This is a genomic window from Saccharothrix sp. NBAS 001, from assembly GCF_056640475.1.
Map to the genome: position 1 here is coordinate 1,945,323 of NZ_CM153251.1, position 15,379 is coordinate 1,960,701.

Consider the following 15,379-nt stretch of genomic DNA (forward strand, 5'->3'; position numbering starts at 1 on the left):
ACGAACGACGAGAGGACCGGACGAACCCAGTGTCCACAACAGAAGAGCCGACCCGGGTCGTGATCGTGACGGGTGCCGGCTCCGGCATCGGCCGCGCCACCCTCGACCTGTACCTGGAGCGCGGCTGGCACGCCGTCGCGGTGGACATCTCGCCGCGCGGCCTCGCCGACCTGGCCGACCGGCCGGACGTGGCGACCGTGATCGGCGACGTCGCCCGCGAGCGCACCAACGCCGAAGCCGCCGCCGCCGCGCTGGAGCGCTTCGGCCGGCTCGACGCGGCCGTGCTCAACGCGGGCTACGGCGGCGGCGGCCCGCTGGAGTCGCCCGGCGCGCTCGAACGGCTCGCCGAGGTGCTCACCGTCAACGTGATCGGCGCGGCGGCGGGCATCCGCGGCGCGGCCCCCGCGCTGCGCGCCTCCGGCGGCGGCGCGATCGTGGTCACCGCGTCGGTGTCCGGCCTGCGCGGCGACCCGTCGACGTGGGCCTACAACGCCGCGAAGGCCGCCCAGATCAACCTGGTCCGCGGTGCCGCGATCGACTACGCGCCGGAGAACATCCGGATCAACGCCATCGCACCCGGCGGCACGGTCACCCCGATGACCCAGTCGCAGGTGGACCACCCGACCTTCGGCAGGACCATCGCCCGCCGCATCCCGCTCGGACGCTGGGCGCAGCCCCGCGAGCAGGCCGAAGCGATCTTCTTCCTCACCTCGACCGCCGCGTCCTACATCACCGGGACCGTGCTCTCGGTCGACGGCGGCCTGTCCGCCAACGGCGGCATCCTGCTGCCGCCGGCCGTCTTCGGCGAACCCCCGAGCTGACCCCGCACCCCACCCCCCGTGAGCGAGAAAGGCGAGCAGTGAGCATCGAGGTCAACAAGGAAGTCGCCCGGCGGTACTACGAGGAGTTCGTCAACCAGCGCCGGCTCGACGTGGTGGACGAGATCATCGCCGAGGACGCCGTGGACGAGGCAGCGGGCGGCGAGGGCCGCGACGGCTTCCGGCAGCACGCCACGTGGCTGTGGGAGACCGTCGAGGACGTCAAGACCACCATCACCGAACTGGTCGCCGAGGACGACCGCGTGGTGGTGTACTGGCGGATGGACGGCATCCACCGGGGAAACATGTTCGGAGTCCCCGGAACAGGAAGGCGTTTCGTAGGGCACAGCGTCAGCCACATCACGTTCCGGGACGGCCAGGTAGTGCGCTACCGCGTACTGCCCGACCGACTGGGCATCCTCCAGCAGGTAACCCCGTGAGCGCCACGCCGACACAGGCGGAAATCGCCGAGGTCGACCAGGTCAGAGCCCTGTTCCCACACGTCTTCGACAACCGCGACCTCGACCGTTTCCCCTTGGTGTTCACCGAAAACGCGGTCATCCGCCTGACCATGGGCACCGGCCGCGAGGTCCGCGGAATCGACGCCATCCGAGAGTTCGCACTGGCCATCGGACCAGAACGGGTGGACCACCACACGCTCGACTCGGTGGTCACCCGAGCCCCGAACGACCCGAAGGACGTACTCCGAGTCCGCAGCCGCTACCTGGCCGTACTGGCAGACGGCAGCGTCACCAACGGCGACTACCTGGACGAGTTCCACCGAACCTGGGCAGGCTGGCGGATAGCCCTGCGAATCTCCGTCCACCGCTTCCCCCGAAGCCCGGTAGTCCCAGTGCCAGAGGAGGTCCTCTCCCTCTGGCTACCCTGAGCCCCCCACCCTCTTAACCTCCAACTCTCCAACTCTCCAACCTCCGACCCTCTCAACCTCCGGCTCTCCCAGCCCCGCACACACCCAGCCCCGCGTCGTGTCATCCCCGTATGGCCCGCGCGCCAGCGAACCGCGCTTGGCCAGGGTGTGCAAGCACGCCCTTCGCTTGCACACCCTGGCCAAGGGTGGTTGTCTCCGACCGGGCCATACGGGGATGACACGACGCCCGCCCGTTCTTTTAAGTCATCCTTGGCGGCTCGCCCGTCCGGCGAGGACTCTTTTGCCCTTCCCTCACCCCACCCCACCCCACCCCCCACGATCCACCCCCACAATCCACTCACCCCATAGGGGTCGGTAGGGGTGGCCAGGGGTGCCTCCACTTCGGATCCCCGGACTACGTTCGATCCAACCTCTCGGCGGATTCCCCTACCGCCCAGCGGTAATCAAGCAATCGACGTTGTGGAGCACCCCCATGCCCAGGCGAAGAGCCACCGTAGAGTCCCCTTCGCGCCGGGTCGCCGCCCTGGTCGCCGGTCTAGCGCTCGCCCTAACCGCCTGCGGCGGCGGGACGAGCGCCGGATCCGACCCGGCGGCGAGCCCGGTGCCGGGCGGCGAGTTGACCTTCGCCGTGGACAGCGAACCCGTCTCGTTCGACGTGCACGTGAGCCCGCAGGACATCACCGGCGAGATCCTGCGCAACGTGTTCGACTCCCTGGTGTCGGTGGACGCCGAAGGCCGCTTCACCCCGTGGCTGGCCACCTCGTGGGAAACCGCGCCCGACCTGAAGTCCTACACCTTCCACCTGCGCGACGGCGTGAAGTTCACCGACGGCACCCCGTTCGACGCCGCCGCCGTGAAGGCCAACTTCGACCGGATCGCCAACCCCGCCACCAAATCCCAGCTCGCGGCCAGCCTGCTCGGCCCGTACGCGGGCACCGAGGTGGTCGACCCGCGCACCGTGAAGGTCGCCTTCACCGCGCCGTTCGCCCCCTTCCTCCAGGGCGCGAGCACCACCTACCTCGGGTTCTACTCCCCGAAGGCGCTGGCGGACAACGCCGACAAGCTCGCGGGCGGCGGCCCGGTCGCGGTCGGCACCGGGCCGTTCACCTTCACCGGCTACACCAAGGGCCAGAGCATCGAGCTGACCAAGAACCCGGACTACAACTGGGCTCCCGAGGACGCCGCGCACAAGGGCGCGGCCTACCTCGACAAGCTCACCGTGCGGTTCCTGTCCGAGGACTCGGTCCGGGTCGGCGCGCTGACCAGCGGCCAGATCCAGGTGGCCCGCGCCATCGCACCCGTCGACGTCCGCGCGCTGGAGTCGAACCCCGAGGTCAAGCTGCTCAAGAGCGACGTCCCCGGCGGCAACTACAACATCTACCTCAACGCCTCCAAGGCCCCGCTCGACGACCCGCTGGTGCGCAAGGCAGTCCAGCGCGCCGTCGACGTCGACCAGGCCGTGAAGACCGTCTACTTCGGACAGTTCAAGCGCGCGTGGAGCCCGCTGTCGCCGTCCACCACCGGGTACGACGCCAAGCTGGAGAACAGCGTGCGCTTCGACCAGGCCGAGGCGAACAAGCTGCTCGACCAGGCCGGCTGGACCGCGAAGGACGCCGACGGCTACCGCACCAAGAACGGCGCGCGGCTCGTGGTGAAGTGGCCGCTCATGCCGCCGCCCTACCTGCGCGAGCAGCGCGACGTGCTCGGCCAGGCGTTCCAGGCGGACCTGAAGAAGGTCGGCGTGGAGGTGGTCCGCGACCAGCCCGACATCGGCACGTTCATCAAGCAGGTCTACGGCGGCGAGGGCGATTTCACCGACTACAGCTGGAACCGGTTCGAGCCGGACGTGCTGTGGCTGTTCTTCAACAGCGCCAGCCAGCCCGGCAAGGGCGGCCAGAACGCGACCTTCACCAAGGACGCCGACCTCGACCGCCTGACCGAGACCGCCCGCGCCACCGCCGACCCGGCCGCCCGCGCCGAGTCCTACGCCAAGGTGCAGCAGCGGTCCGTGGTCGACCTGGCCCTGGTGCTCCCGGTGTACACCCCGGTCAACTCCGCCGGCGTCGGCAAGTCCGTGCACGGCCTGGCCTACACCCGCGACGCCCGGCTCGCCTTCCACGACGTCTGGCTCGACAAGAAGTGACCCGCCCACTCCTGCACAGGCTCCTCCCGATCCGACGCGGCCTCCCGCCGCGCCGCGACCCGCTCCCGGACGGTGCCGACCCGCTCCTGGACGGTGCCGACCCGCTCCCGGACGGCCCCGACCCGTCCCGGCACGGGCTCCGCCGACTCCAGAACGGGCTGGGCCCGCTGCTGCGCGGAGCCGCGCACCGGATCCTGGCCGCGCTGGCCGTCCTCCTCGGCGCGGCCAGCCTCGCGTTCGCCGCGCTGCAACTCATCCCGGGGGACCCGGTCGCGATCATCCTCGGGCCGGCGACCCAGGCGTCGGCGCAGGTGCAGGAGGCCATCCGGGCGGAGTACGGCCTCGACCGGCCGGTGGTGGTGCAGTACCTGCACTACCTCGGCCGGCTCGGGACCGGCGACCTGGGCCGGTCCTACCAGTTGCAGCGCCCGGTGGTCGACCTGATCGGCGACCAGATCGGCCCCACCGCCGCGCTGGCGCTGGCCGCCCTGGTGCTCGCCGCGGCGGTCTCGGTCGCGTCCGCGATCGCCACGGCGGGGCGCGGCCGGGCGGTCAAGTCGCTGGCGTCGGGCTGGGAACTGCTCGCGGTGTCCAGCCCACCGTACTGGGTCGGGATCCTGCTGCTGTCCGCGTTCTCCTTCTCGCTGCGGTGGTTCCCGGTGTCGGGCGCGCAGGACTTCTCCTCCCTCGTGCTGCCCGCGCTGACCTTGGCGCTGCCCGTGGCGGGGGTGCTCTCCCAGGTGCTGCGGGAGGGCCTGGAAGCGGCGCTGGCCGAACCCTTCTCGGTGACCGCCCGCGCTCGTGGCCTGAGCCGGACCGCCGTGCGGGCCCGGCACGCGCTGCGGCACGCCACCATCCCGCTGGTCACCCTGGCCGGCTGGCTCACCGGCTCGCTGCTCGGCGGCGCGGTCCTGGTCGAAGCCGTGTTCGGCCGGCCCGGCATCGGCGCGCTGACCCTCCAGGCGGTGACCAACAAGGACATGCCGCTGGTGGTCGGCCTCGTGCTGCTGTCGGCGCTGGTGTTCGTCGTGATCTCCACCCTGGTCGACCTGCTCTACCTGGCGGTCGACCCCCGGTTGCGGACGAGGTGACCCGCGTGCGCAGGATTCCCCGTGCGGCCGTGCTCGCGAGCGGCGCGGCCGTGGTCGTGCTGGCGCTGGCCGCCGTCGCGCCCGACTGGTTCACCTCGGCGTCGCCGATCGAGCCCGCCCCGGTCGACGCGCTGCTGCCACCCGGTGGCGCGCACTGGTTCGGCACCGACGAACTCGGCCGCGACGTGTTCGCCCGCGTCGTGCACGGCGCGCGCTCGTCGCTGTCGGTCGGCCTGGGCGCGATCCTCATCGCGGTCACGGTGGGCGCGCTGATCGGCATCGCCGCCGCGCTCGGCGGGACGGCCGCCGACACCGTCCTCATGCGCCTGGCCGACGTGCTGCTGTCGTTGCCGGAACTCATGCTGGCGCTGCTGGTGATCACCGTGCTCGGCGCGGGGCCCGGCAACACCATGATCGCGATCGCGGTCGCGCTGATCCCCGGCTACGCCCGGATGGTCCGCGCGGAGGCGCTCGTGGTCCGCCGCTCCGGGTACGTCGAAGCCGCCGTCGGGCTCGGCCTGCCCAGGGCCGTGCTGATCGCGCGGCACGTGCTGCCCAACGCGCTCGGCCCGCTGCTCGTGCTCGCCACGGTCGGCTTCGGCACCGCCATCATCGCGGTGTCGGGCCTGAGCTTCCTCGGCCTGGGCGCGCGCCCGCCGGAGCCGGAGTGGGGCTCGATGCTCTCCTCCGGCCGCAAGTTCCTCGCCGTCGCCTGGTGGACCGCCGTGTTCCCGGGCGCCGCGATCACCCTGGCCGTGGTGTCGGTCAACGTCGTCGGCCGCCGGCTCCAGGCCGCGTTCACCAGGAGGACGCCCGCATGAGCCTGCTCGTCGTCGACGGTCTCGACGTCGCCTTCCCCGGCACCCGCGCGGTCCGCGACGCGTCGTTCACCCTGGACCAGGGGGAGTGCCTGGCGATCGTCGGCGAATCCGGGTCCGGCAAGAGCGTCACCGCCCGCTCCCTGGTCGGCCTGACCGGCGACACCGCGACCGTCCGGGCCCGCACCCTGTCCTTCGACGGCCGCGACCTCACCGGCGTCCGGGAAGCGGGCTGGCGCGGGGTGCGCGGCCGTGAGATCGGCCTGGTCCTGCAGGACGCGCTGGTGTCGCTGGACCCGCTGCGCACGGTGGGCGCCGAGATCGGCGAGGCGCTGCGCGTGCACGCGGTCGTGGACCGGGCCGAGCGCCCCGCGCGGGTGCGCGACCTGCTCACCTCGGTGGGGGTGCCCGAACCCGACCGGCGCGCCCGCCAGCACCCGCACCAGCTCTCCGGCGGCCTGCGCCAGCGCGCCCTCATCGCGTCCGCGCTGGCCGCGCGCCCCCGCCTGCTGATCGCCGACGAACCGACCACCGCGCTGGACGTCACGGTGCAGGCCCAGGTCCTGCGCTTGCTGCGGACGCTCAAGGACGACGGCACCGCGCTGCTGCTGATCAGCCACGACCTGTCCGTGGTGGCGGGCATCGCCGACCGCATCGCGGTGATGTACGGCGGCGTGGTCGTGGAGCACGGCCCCGTGCGCGACGTCCTCGAAGACCCCCGCCACCCCTACACCCAGGCGTTGATCGCGGCCGTCCCCGGCACCCGCCCGCGCGGCGTCCGCCTGTCGGCCACCCCGTCGGCCAACCCCGCGCCCGGCCCGGACGGCTGCCCCTACGCCACCCGCTGCCCCCGTGCCGACGACCGCTGCCGCGCCGGGCTGCCCGAACCGCCGGCGGCCGGCCCCCGCTGCTGGTACCCCGCGCCCGCCGAGGCCGACCCGGTCGACCACCCCGTCGCCCCCGCTCCGGTGGTCGGCGAACCCCTCGTCGAGGTCACCGGCATCACCAAGCGCTTCCAGGCCCCCGACCGGACGTGGTACGACGCGGTGAAGGACGTGTCGTTCACGTTGCGCCGCGGCGAGACCCTCGGGCTGGTGGGCGAATCCGGCTCCGGCAAGACCACCGCCGCCCGCATCGCGCTCGGCCTGGTGACCCCGGACGAGGGCGACGTCCGCTTCCTGGGCGAGCCGTGGAGCGGCCTGCCCGAACGCGCCCGCCGGGCCCGCCGCACCCGGATCCAGACCGTCCACCAGGATCCGCTGGGCTCGTTCGACCCCCGGTACACCGTGGAGCGGATCGTCGCCGAGGCGGTGGCCCGCACCGGCCGGCGCGGGCGGGACCGCCGGGCCCGGGTCGCCGAACTGCTGGACCAGGTCGGCCTGTCCCACGCGCTGCTGGGCCGCCGCCCCCGCGAGCTGTCCGGCGGCCAGCGCCAGCGGGTGTCGGTGGCCCGCGCCCTGGCCACCGAGCCGGACGTGCTGGTCTGCGACGAACCGGTCTCGGCGCTCGACGTCTCGGTGCAGGCCCAGATCCTCGACCTCCTGCTGGACCTGCGGCACGAGACCGGCGCGGCGCTGCTGTTCATCTCCCACGACCTGGGCGTGGTCCGGCACGTGAGCGACCGGGTCGCGGTGATGACCGGCGGCGAGATCGTGGAGACCGGGCCGGTGGACGAGGTCTTCGACCGCCCCCGGCACGCCTACACCCGCGAACTGCTCGCCGCGACCACGCTGCGCGACGTCGTGGCCGGACCCGCCGGCCGGTGACCCCGGTATCGGATCCGCCAATGGGAAGATCACCGAAGCCGTACCCACTCCTGGACAACCCGGCCGCGCGGAGTGGAAGGTCTGGTTGGATCGGAGCGCGGCAACCGGTTCCCCCTGATTGTCCGGGCAATCGATCCGACTGAATGGGCGGTTGCCGTTGTCGGAAAACAGCTGGTATGGTCCGAATGAGGTGGTCTGGGTGGACTCCGCGGGTTGACTCCGCTCCCGGTGTTCGGCGATTTTTCGTCGTCGTGACTTCGGGGAGTTTCTTTCTCCTCGTGGGCACGACCGAGACCGCTGTCCTGATCCGTCCGCGGCACGGGGGCCGCGTCGGCGGTGAGGTCGGCGGGAACGTGGTCGTTGGCACGTCGTCGGTGTGCTCTGGGGGTGAGTACGTGGGTTCGACACGACCTGGTCGGACGATTTCCGCATTTCGCGGGACGCATTCCGGTGCGCCGGAACTCGCGGTGCGGTCGCGACCGGCGTGGCCCACGGGTTGCGCCAGGGCGTCACGCTCGTCGCCGTAACACCGCCCGCCACCGGTGGTCCCGGAACGGGCCTCCACTCCGTGACGTGGGGCGACCCGGGCGGCGGTGGCTCCAGCCGGGTCCGAGCGGACCCCGGTCGACCGGTGGACCCCGGTCGACCGGTGGACCCCGGTCGACCGGCGGATCGCCGCCGGACAGTGACCGGGCCGGATGTCCGTCCGGCACGGCCGCGGGGCTCGAATGCGAATCGTCGGCTCGCAATGGTCCCGGGCAGCGCTGTCCGGAACCGGGGACGTGCACTCCGAGACTGAATCGTCAATCATGAATACTTGGGGGAGAAATCATGATAAAATTTCGAATCCTGGGCCCGTTAGAGGTCGTCCGGGACGATGAGCGGGCGATCCTCGGCGGTGTGAAACAGCGCGCTCTGCTGGGCCGCCTGCTGCTCGAACCGAACCAGGTCGTCGCCGCCAGTCGGCTGGTCGATTCGCTCTGGTCCGGAGATACCCCGCCGGCCACCGCGCGCAAGATCCTGCAGAATTCCGTCTGGTCGCTGCGCTCGGTGCTGAGCAGGCTGCGCGCGCGGGACGGCGCGGTGCCCGCGCTGGTCACCCAGTCGCCGGGCTACCTGCTCAACGTCGACGAGGACATGGTCGACGTCCACGTCTTCTACCGCCGGCTCGAACTCGGCCGCAAGAGGATGGCCAACGGCTCCCCGGCGGAGGCCGCCGCGATCCTGCGCGACGCGCTGGACCTGTGGCGCGGCGACGTGCTGGCCGACCTCGCCGAGGTCGGCGTGGTCTGGCCGGAGTCGACCATCGTGGAGAACTCCCGGACCGACGCGCAGGAGCTGTACTTCGAGGCCGAGATCGAGTGCGGCCGGCACCGCGAGGTGATCGGCGGCATCGAGAAGATGGTGGAGACCGAACCGCTGCGGGAACGGGCCCGGGGACTGCTGATGCTGGCCCTCTACCGCTCCGGCCGGCAGACCGAGGCGCTCAACGTCTACAGCCGCACGCACGTCGAACTCGTCGACGAGTTCGGCCTGGTGCCCGGCCCGTGGCTGCGCGAACTCCAGCAGCGGATCCTGTCGCACGACCCGACGCTCAACGAGTCCTGCCCGGTGGCCGACGACGGCCCCGCCCGGGCCGCCCTCCCGGTGTCGTGGCGCGCCGCCGATCCCACCCCTGAACCCGCCCCCACTCCGACCCCAACCCCCACCCCCACCCCCGAGATCGTGCCGGACCTGCTGACCGCGCCGAGCCGGCTCGACGTCACCGTGCCCGCCCAGGCGCTCCCGCACCGGCACGAGGCGACCGTGATGATCGTCCGGGCGCACGTCGGGGCCGGCGCGCGCACCGCGCACCCGGTCGGCGTGGACGAACTGCTCGACGGGATCCACACCCTGGTCCGCTCGGGCGTGGAGTGCCGGGGCGGCGAGATCCTGGCGTCCGTGGGCTCCGCGACGATCGCCCTGTTCGACCTGGACGACCCCCGGGAGAGCGCCGCGGAGGCCACGCGGCTGGCCCTGCTGCTGCGCGACAGCCTCGACGTGTCCGACGAGAACGAGCACGGGCTCACCATCCGGGCCATGGTGGCGACCGGCGACCTCCAGCGCCACGCCGACTCCTCGCCCCGGCGCAACCGGGTGTCGGCCAACGGGACGCTGCTGGACCAGTGCTGGGAGATCTTCCCGCAGGTGCCGGTGGGCATGATCTGGGTCTCGGACCGGACCCGGTCGCTGACCGCCGACCAGGTGTCCTACCTGGCCGCCGCCGGCGACGAACTGCCGTACTGGGTCGCGGAAGCCCCCTCGGCGGAGTACCCGGTCGACACCAGGCCGTTCATGGACCGCGAGCACGAGATGGAGATCCTGCGGCGGATGTTCGAGCGGGTCGAGCGCCGCAGCGTCCCGCACCTGGTGACCATCCTCGGCGGCCACGGGACCGGCAAGAGCCGGCTGCTGATGGAGTTCTGCCGGCTGCTGGAGGAGACCGGCCGCGCGGCACCGCTGATCGTGCGCTACCGGGTGAGCCGGTCGGTGAGCATCGACCCGGCGGCCGTGGTCGGCCAACTGCGCTCGTTGCAGCACGAGGTGGGCCACGCCGGCGCGCCCGTGCCGGCCGACCGCGACGAGCCGGACGGGACGGGGCCCGAGGACGTCGTGCACCGGCTCGCGCTCAGGCAGCCCGTCATCATCGCGGTGGACGACCTGCACCTGGCCGACGACGCGACCCGGGGTTTCTTCGAACGCCTGGGCTCGTGCAGCCAGTCCGGGATGCTGCTGGTGGTGGCCTGCGCCAACGAGAACTTCCACCGCAGCTTCCCGCACTGGGGCCTGGCGCAGCCGAACAGCACCCGGATCCTGCTCGAACCGCTCTCGGCGGACGCGGTGGCCCGACTCTTCGAGAACCTGATCGGCACCATCGGCGAGTGCATCACCGAATCGACCTGGCGGATCTTCCACCGCATCTTCGGGGTGCCCGGGTCGGCTTCCGCGAAACGGGCCCGGCTGCTGCGGGCGCTGCCGCTGGTGGTCGGCACGAGCCCCTTCCCCGGCGAGAACTCCGCACCCGGCGAGAACTCCGCACCCGGCGGGCACTTCGCATCCTGCGACTACCCCGCACCCGGCGACCAGCCGGTCGCGGTCGGGGCGGGAGGCGTCGGTCCGGCGGGGGAGTGGCGACCGGTGGCCCGGTAACCGTCCGACCAAAGCGGCCGACCCGCCACGCGCCGTGGCGGGTCGGCACGTCGCCGTGCGTCACCGTCGCCGCCCGGTCGACCCGGACGTGGCAACCCCGCCCCACACCGGGGTTGTGCGCCGTCGCTGCGCCGGGTGAATCGGCTCAAGCCGGCTTTTCGGCCCGTCGAAGGGAGAACGACGGGACGGATCGCCGCGATCGCTCCGCCGCGGGCGGAGCACGCGTGGACGGAAACGGGGTATCGAATGCGCAAGCTCACGCGGGCCGCCATCGCCGCGACGGTGCTGCTCCCCTTCGCGTGCGCCACGCCGGGCGCGGCCGCCGACACCCCGGACCGGCCCGCCCCGCTGATCCGCGCGGCCGTCCCGATCCCCGGCGAGTACATCGTCTCCCTCAAACCGGGCGAGGACCCGGCGGTCGCCGCCGGCCAGGTCCTCGGGGTCGCCCCGAAGTTCACCTACAGCGAGGTGTTCCGGGGCTTCGCCGCCCCGCTCGACCCGCTCCAGCTGGAGGCGGTGCGCAAGCTGCCCGCCGTCGCGTCGGTGGAGGAGGACTCCGTCGTCACCGCCACGCGGGCGAGCGTCCCCAGCTGGGGGCTCGACCGGATCGACCAGCGCACGCTGCCGCTGGACGACCGGTTCACCGTGCGCGGCACCGGCGAGGGCGTCACCGCCTACATCCTCGACACCGGCATCGACTACGGCCACATCGAGTTCGGCGGGCGCGCGGTGGCGGGCTACGACGCGGTGCGCGACGGCCGGGCGGGCGCGGACTGCCACGGCCACGGCACGCACGTCGCCGGCACCGTGGGCGGCGCGACCTTCGGCGTGGCGCGCAAGGTCTCCCTGGTCGGTGTGCGGGTGCTGGGCTGCGACGGCCAGGGCACGAACTCCGGGATCATCGCCGGCATCGAGTGGGTGGCCGCCAACGCCGCCGGACCCGCCGTCCTCAACGGTTCGCTCGGCGGCGGCCGTTCCGAGGCCCTCAACGCCGCTGTGGACGGCCTGTCGCGCAAGGGCGTGCTCCCCGTCGTGGCGGCCGGCAACGACGCCGTCGACGCGTGCGGCATCTCCCCGGCCAGCGCGGAGCGCGCGGTGACCGTCGGCGCGACCGACCAGGCCGACCGGGAAACCGACTTCTCCAACTTCGGCCCGTGCCTGTGGCTCTACGCGCCGGGCAAGGCGATCACCTCGGCCCGGCTCGGCGGCGGCAGCGTCGCGCTCAACGGTACGTCGATGGCGGCCCCGCACGTGGCCGGCGTGGCGGCCCTGCACCTGGCGACGAACCCGACCGCGGACCCCGAGGACACCGCCTTCTGGCTGGCCGGTCAGTCCACAAAGGACGTTCTCCAGGTGTCCAAGACCAGCCCCAACCGCCTGCTCTACACCAGCGGCCTCTGACCGCGCCGCCGCCGGGCCAGGTGTACTGCCCGAGGGGGTTGTGGACGTGGGGACACGTAGTCGGATGATCCTGGAATGAGGGAGGGCCTCCGGGTTCGGTGTGGATTGCGGCGTCTGCACCGGCCACGGAGGCCCTCGTGTTCCACGCCGACGCACCGTCGACCCCGCCCGGGTCTGCACCGTCGGCGGCCGACCGGACCTGGGCCACCCCCACCCGCACAACGCGGTGGACGACCACCCCCGCCCGGCCCCGGACCAACGACAAGGTCGAACGGTTCACCCGCACGCTGCCCGACGAATGGGCCCACACCCGTCCCCGCACCCCGGAAACCGAGCGTCGCGAAGCGATGCCCCGACGGCCGCACACCGACAATCACCACCCCGGCCCACCGCACTCGACGACCCACCACCCGCCGGCCGCGCTCCCAACCTCACAGGGCAGTACAGCTAGCGGATGGCTGGCAGGTCGCGCAGCTGCCGCCGCGAGGTGATGGCGAGCTTGCGGAAGATGTTGCGCAGGTGGGCGTCGACCGTGCGGGGGCTGAGGAACAGCTTGGCGGCGACCTCCTTGGAGGTGGCCCCGTCGGCGACCAGGCGGGCGATGTGCACCTCCTGCACGGTCAGCGCGTCGGAGGTCGGCGTGGAACGGCTGCGGGCGCGTTCGCCGGTCGCCCGCAGCTCGTTCGCCGCCCGTGCCGCGAAGGCTTCCGCGCCGAGCGCGGACAGCAGGTCGTACGCGTGGCGCAGCGCGGTGCGGGCGTCGCGGCGGCGTCCCTGGCGGCGCAGCCACTCGCCGTGCACCAGGTGGGCGCGGCCCCGCCAGACCGCCGCCGGCCCGGCGTCCAGCAGCGTGACGGCCTCGCGGTAGGCGTCCTCGTCGTCGGTCACCAGCGCCCGTGCGTAGGCTTCGACGCCCCGCCCGACCGGGTGGCCGCCGGCGCTCGTGCGGTCGGTCAAGGTCGCGAGCGCGGCACGTGCCTCGTCCTGCTCCCCGCAGCGCACCGCGGCTTCGACCAGTTCGGGCAGGGCCAGGCCGGACAGCCCGAGGTCGCCGGTCGCCACCGCCCGCTGGGCGGCGCGCAGCGCGCCGGGGTAGTCGGCGAGGCCGTTGTCCAGCACGGAGGTCGCGTACTGGACGCTGAGGGTCATGTGCGGGCCGACCTGGGCGAACAGCTCCTCGGCCGGCGCGCGCCGGCCGTGCAGCGCGGCCAGGTGCAGCCGGGGGTAGACCAGCGGGGCCGCCCCGGTGGCCTCCGCGATCGCCTCCTCCTCGGACACCATCTCCTTGGCCGCGCCGAACTCGCCCAGGTGCGCGGTGGCCGTGGCGAGCATGGCCAGCCCGATCGGCAGCAGGTGGAACGAGCCGGACTCGCGGCCGGCGGCGGTGGCGCGGGCCGCGATGCCGCGCATGGCGTCGATGTCCCAGAACTCGATGGCGAGCATGAACCCGAGCGTGGGCCACCGGGTCCACGCCTCGTCGTCGCGGTCGGCCAGCACCGGCCGGAGGAACTCGGCGGCGGCCCGGTGGCCGCGATCGGCCAGGGCGACCACGCCGTCCAGGAGGGCGTCGGCGCTGCCGGGCAGGCCGGGCGCGGGCGGCGCGGCCCGCGCGGCGTCGACCACGGCGGCCAGGCCGCCGGTCACGATGCTCATCTCGACGGCGTCCACGTAGGTGGCCCGCGCGTCGGCGGGCTCCTTGTCCGCCAGCTTCCCGGCGGCCCGCAGCAGGTGCTCGGTGGGCAGGTCCTCGCCCCGGAAGCGGGCGAACGAGATCCGGCCGCGCAGCAGGTCGACGCGCGGGTCGTCGGGCCGCAGGGTCGAGAGCAACCCGGCGGAGGCGTCGAAGTCCCCGGCGGACAGCTTCGCCTCGGCCGCCGCCAGCACCCGGTCCACCCGCAGGCCCGGTTCGAGCGTGAGCGCGGCGGAGCGCTCCAGGAACGCCGCCGCGGCGGCCACGCCGCCTCGGGCCTGCGCCCGGGACGCCGAATCGGCCAGGTCGGCGGCCACGTCCTCGTCCGGGCCGACCACGGCCAGCGCGCGGTGCCAGGCGACCCGGTCCGGATCGGCCAGGGGGTCGCCGACCCGCGCGAGAGCGCCGTGCGCGAGCCTCAGGTCCGATTCGGACGCCGCCCGGTAGACCGCCGAGCGGGCCAGCGGGTGCACGAACCGGACCCTGGTGCCGAACTCGACCAGCGGCACGTCCCGCCCGGCCGCCGACTCGACGCCCAGCAGCGCCGCCGCCCGCCACAGCAGGCCGGGATCGCCCACCGGCTCGGCGGCGGCCACCGTCAGCAGCAGCCGCACGTCGGCCGGCAACCCCTCCAGGCGGGCTTGGAAGCTGCGTTCGGCGGCGGCCGGGGCGGGCAGGTCGAAGCCGCCGGCCAGCCCGCTCAACCCGGCCGTGCGGGCCAGTTCCACCAGCGCCAGCGGGTTGCCCCGGGCTTCGGCGAGGACCCGGTCGCGGACCCGTTCGTCCAGTGGCGCGCGGATCTCGCGGGCCAGCAGCGCGCGGCCCTCGGGCTCGCCGAGCGGCCGGATGTCCGTGCGGGGCAGGTGGTGCAGCTCGGCCGGGCTCTCCCGGGCGGCGAACACCACGGCGACCCGCTCGGCGGTCACCCGGCGGGCGACGAACGCCAGCGCGCGGGCCGACGCGCGGTCCAGCCACTGCGCGTCGTCGACCAGGCACAGCAGCGGGCGGTCGTGCTCCAGCAGCAGGCCCAGCGTCGCGGCGCCGGCCAGGAACGGGTCGGGCGTGCCGGTCTCCAAACCGAACGCGACCCGCAGCGCGTCGCGGTGCCGTGGTGGGAGCGCGTCCAGGTGCTCCAGCACCGGAACGCACAGCTGGTGCAGCGCGGAGTAGGGCAGCTCGGTCTCGAACTCGGCACCGGAGGCCCGCACGACGAGGAAATCGGCGGCGGAGTCCGCCAGGTGGTCCAGGAGCGCGCTCTTGCCGATGCCCGGTTCGCCGAGCACCACCACCGCACCACCCCGGGACTGCCTCGCGTCGTCCAGCAGCACCTGAAGCCGCGACGTCTCGTCCCGCCGCCCGAGCAACCCGTCCATGTGGGCCCGATCATTGCGGACTTCGGAGATCGGATCCAGTGGTTCGGCGACGACCGCCGACGCGAACGACCCCGTTCCGCCAGTACGCCGCCCGCGAGAGTGGCGCGCGTCACGCCGAGACCGGCGCGCCGCCTCACCCGGGCGGCCGGCGCGTAGGTGATGTCCACCGACGCGAACGGCGGCCGTCCCGCGACATCGTGG

At 73.4% G+C, this 15,379-nt stretch carries 10 protein-coding genes; 9 read left to right on the forward strand and 1 reads right to left on the reverse strand.

The window, feature by feature from the left end; translation table 11 throughout:
• Window positions 1-29: 29 nt before the first annotated feature.
• The 9 genes from AC0HI0_RS08420 (at window position 30) to AC0HI0_RS08460 (ending at window position 12,115) form a co-directional block, all read left to right on the forward strand.
• A complete protein-coding gene (locus AC0HI0_RS08420) occupies window positions 30-821 on the forward strand; it encodes an SDR family NAD(P)-dependent oxidoreductase (protein ID WP_480931711.1) in 792 nt (263 codons plus the stop codon).
• A 38-nt stretch (window positions 822-859) separates the two neighbouring features.
• Window positions 860-1,258, forward strand: a complete 399-nt coding sequence (locus AC0HI0_RS08425) for an ester cyclase (RefSeq protein ID WP_480931712.1) — start codon at window positions 860-862, stop codon at window positions 1,256-1,258.
• Complete coding sequence (locus AC0HI0_RS08430) at window positions 1,255-1,707, forward strand: nuclear transport factor 2 family protein (protein ID WP_480931713.1); 453 nt, start codon at window positions 1,255-1,257, stop codon at window positions 1,705-1,707. The genes AC0HI0_RS08425 and AC0HI0_RS08430 overlap by 4 nt, the downstream gene beginning before the upstream one ends.
• Window positions 1,708-2,179: 472 nt before the next feature.
• Window positions 2,180-3,850, forward strand: coding sequence for an ABC transporter substrate-binding protein (locus AC0HI0_RS08435; protein ID WP_480931714.1), 1,671 nt, complete (start codon window positions 2,180-2,182; stop codon window positions 3,848-3,850).
• A complete protein-coding gene (locus AC0HI0_RS08440) occupies window positions 3,847-4,941 on the forward strand; it encodes an ABC transporter permease (RefSeq protein WP_480931715.1) in 1,095 nt (364 codons plus the stop codon). Before AC0HI0_RS08435 ends, AC0HI0_RS08440 begins: the two co-directional genes overlap by 4 nt.
• A 5-nt stretch (window positions 4,942-4,946) precedes the next feature.
• Window positions 4,947-5,762 (forward strand): ABC transporter permease, encoded by an 816-nt coding sequence (locus AC0HI0_RS08445; RefSeq protein WP_480931716.1) that lies wholly within the window; start codon window positions 4,947-4,949, stop codon window positions 5,760-5,762.
• Window positions 5,759-7,525 carry a dipeptide ABC transporter ATP-binding protein gene (locus AC0HI0_RS08450; RefSeq protein WP_480931717.1) on the forward strand — a complete coding sequence of 589 codons (1,767 nt, stop codon included), beginning with the start codon at window positions 5,759-5,761 and terminating at the stop codon, window positions 7,523-7,525. The genes AC0HI0_RS08445 and AC0HI0_RS08450 overlap by 4 nt, the downstream gene beginning before the upstream one ends.
• A 900-nt stretch (window positions 7,526-8,425) precedes the next feature.
• Entirely contained in the window at window positions 8,426-10,714 is a 2,289-nt protein-coding gene (locus tag AC0HI0_RS08455; protein ID WP_480931718.1) for an ATP-binding protein, read from the forward strand.
• Between the two features lie 246 nt (window positions 10,715-10,960).
• Entirely contained in the window at window positions 10,961-12,115 is a 1,155-nt protein-coding gene (locus tag AC0HI0_RS08460) for a S8 family peptidase (protein WP_480931719.1), read from the forward strand.
• A 447-nt stretch (window positions 12,116-12,562) separates the two neighbouring features.
• Here the strand turns inward: AC0HI0_RS08460 and AC0HI0_RS08465 are convergent, their stop codons facing one another.
• On the reverse strand, window positions 12,563-15,178 hold the full coding sequence (locus AC0HI0_RS08465; RefSeq protein ID WP_480931720.1) for an ATP-binding protein: 2,616 nt from the start codon (window positions 15,176-15,178) through the stop codon (window positions 12,563-12,565).
• Between the last annotated feature and the right edge of the window lie 201 nt (window positions 15,179-15,379).